The organism is Nostoc sp. 2RC (assembly GCF_014222165.1).
GTDB lineage: Bacteria > Cyanobacteriota > Cyanobacteriia > Cyanobacteriales > Nostocaceae > Nostoc > Nostoc linckia.
Genome location: NZ_JACKZU010000596.1, coordinates 1 through 2,787 on the forward strand (window position 1 = coordinate 1; position 2,787 = coordinate 2,787).

Annotated in this window: 2 protein-coding genes; one reads left to right on the top strand and one right to left on the bottom strand. The window is 40.9% G+C overall.

What is annotated here, in order from left to right:
* Positions 1 to 101 precede the first annotated feature (101 nt).
* The gene (locus GNE10_RS33550; protein ID WP_185570361.1) at positions 102 to 1,940 is read left to right on the top strand and encodes a tetratricopeptide repeat protein; all 1,839 of its coding nucleotides are present in this window, start codon (positions 102 to 104) and stop codon (positions 1,938 to 1,940) included.
* 349 nt (positions 1,941 to 2,289) lie between these two features.
* On the opposite strand, the gene GNE10_RS33555 is transcribed toward GNE10_RS33550, so the two are convergent.
* Positions 2,290 to 2,580, bottom strand: a complete 291-nt coding sequence (locus GNE10_RS33555; RefSeq protein WP_099069219.1) for a hypothetical protein — start codon at positions 2,578 to 2,580, stop codon at positions 2,290 to 2,292.
* Positions 2,581 to 2,787: the final 207 nt, after the last annotated feature.

Consider the following 2,787-nt stretch of genomic DNA (forward strand, 5'->3'; position numbering starts at 1 on the left):
CCCCTCATCTCCCTATCTCGCTATCTCCCTATCTCCCTCATCCCCCCACGCCCCACGCCGTCGCAGACTAAAATTAGAATTGACGTACTCTAGTAGCTAAAGTGTCAGACTCTCTGCCATTGCGCGATCGCTATCTTGGTTTAATCGATGAAATTATCGAAACCACCCTCAAGGGCAAAATTAGCTCTGTGGAACAGGTGTATCAAATGCTGGTTAAAAATATCACTTCTGGAACGGGGGAGGTGTTTGAGCTAGCTTTGAGCGATCGCTTGAATGTTCTCCAAAGCCAAGTAGATGGCGAAAAAGACGAGCTGAAAAAAGCAAAAGCTACTCGCAGTTTGAGGGCTATTAAGACTATTCAAACTCAATGGCAACGCTGGCAAGAGCAAAACAAGGCTACAGAAGCGATCGCTTTTGCGGTTACAGAAATCACCACAGCTTCTCCTAATGAACGTCTGGCAGCGTTTGTTCGTGTTATAGACCCAAATCAGAAATATCCGCTAAATTTGGCGCAATTACAACAATTAGCAAAATCATTACAGCAATTTGCCCAGCTAGATGCTGATTTACAACAATTTTCTGAAGGTATTACCCGTGGTTTAGCTTCTTGGCAACGTTTACAAGAAAATTTGCTCAGTTGGATGTACGAACAAAAAGAATCTTTGGGATTTGGCGGCGTACCTGGGGAACGGGGCCCTTGGGCAAGTTGGGCGAAGCAAGTTAATAGTGAGTTACCCCAAAGGCTGTTTCGCACTTTAGCGATGGAGGAATCTATAATTCAATTTGCCGAACAGCAACGGGGAATCGCCCTCAAAGATTTGGTGGAAATGGCGTTGATTTTACAATTTTTGCAACGGGGCTTAATTAATTGGTTTGACCAACAAGCTTACGATGTTAAGGCCGGGCCAAAGTTGTCTATTTCCACTTTTTTAACCTTTGCAGTGATTTGGAGTCAGTTAGCCAGTGGTTTTCAAAGCATTGGTGCAGTGTATAGCGATGCTTGTTCTCAAATTATGCTCCAGATTTTGCGAACCTTTGCCCAACGTTCATATTTTCCCCTTTACGGCGGCATTTTTGCCTCTTTTTCTGGTAGTTACCTCCGGAATGCTCTGGATTATTTAGATGAACCACTGCGAGCTGTGGAGGGAACCCAAGAAAAAGCCCGCATTTTGACACTTTTAGGCTATTCTCAACGTGCCTTGGGACAATACGATCGCTCTGTTAATTTTCATCAACAGGCTTTAGAGATAGCCAGGAGTGCAGGCGATCGCCCTTGTGAAATTGCCAATCTTAACCACCTCAGCCGTACCTACGTACAACAGCAAAATTATTCTGAGGCAATTAACTACAGTCAACGAGGATTAATACTGAGTCGGCAAGCAGGCGACAAAACAGGAGAAGCAAACGCCCTGGTAAATTTAGGCTACAGCGAAGTTATGCAGGCTCAACAACTGGAAAATGTAGAACCAGAAATTTATGAATCAGCAATTAACTATTTGGAACAAGGTCTAAAGTTGTCAGAAAAATTAGGCGATATTCCCAGTAAAGCCTTATGTTTCAGTAGCTTAGGAATTGCTTATTTAGTAATTGGACAACATCAAACAGCAATTAAATATCTCGAAGATGGTTTTAAAATAGCGCAATTTTCCGGTGATTTGTATCTCCAAGGACGAAATTTAGCTTATTTAGCTGAAGCTTATTATCATTTACAAAATGCTGAAAAAACCATTTATACAGGCGCTTTAGGCATGTATATTTTGAATCAAATTGCTTCTCGTGAATGGCGTCAACCAGCAGGGCTACTAATAATTTTGCAAGGACAAATCGGCGTTGAAACTTTCCAAAAATTATTACAACAACATCGTCCGAAAATCATTGCCTTGATTGGTGTAGATGGTTATGATTATATTCCACAATTATTACAAGAATATCAGAGTTGACTATTGATTGTTGACGGTTGACAGTGATACCAATTCACAATATGGCGTTGTTGATATCATGCATGAAAAGGATTGTGCATAATATCAAAATCCTGTAGAGATGTTGCAATTGCTAGTTTAAACCTCTTGCAAAAGTATCTTTTGCAAGAGGTAGGGTAAAGGGTAAAGGAAAAATCTATCCCTTTCTCCTTTAACCAAATTCAATGGGTTTAAGTCCCCCGGTTCTATAACCAGTCAATTTTGTGGTGGGGTCTAAATCCCCATTACAAAACTATACTTCCGACTTCCGACTTCCGACTTCTTTAACCTTTTACCCTTTTCCCGACTTATGCAATAAGTCTATTCACATCTAGAGAATTTTGGAGGCGATAATAGCAATAAATACTGCAAGACCAAGCCCCCGACGAAAATAATTAACACCATCAAATAATTCCAGCCACGCCCAAGTAAACAACGAGCCATTTGCCAGTACATCTAAGACTGCATTGATTTTGCCAGTTGTAAAAACCAGAGATAATAAACTAGCTACTACCCAGAGAATAAGTGGTGGATTTGGTGTTTGAGCTATAACAATGTTGCCATTGCTGTCACGGAAGATTTTATCCACTAATGTATTTTCTCTATTTTCTGTGTCTTGCATTATTTTCAATTCCTACTTAGCTAAAGATTACTAACTTTTATCGGATTGTTTGTTGCAAATTATGGCAAGGGACTGATGACTGGGTGAAAAGTCTTTCTGTGTCTAAGTTTTATCATCTGTTGATGTCCTAATACCAATTTAATATGAAGACGCATACAAAGACCCCACCCGCGCTAACGCGCACCCTCCCCTTGCCAAGGGGAGGGT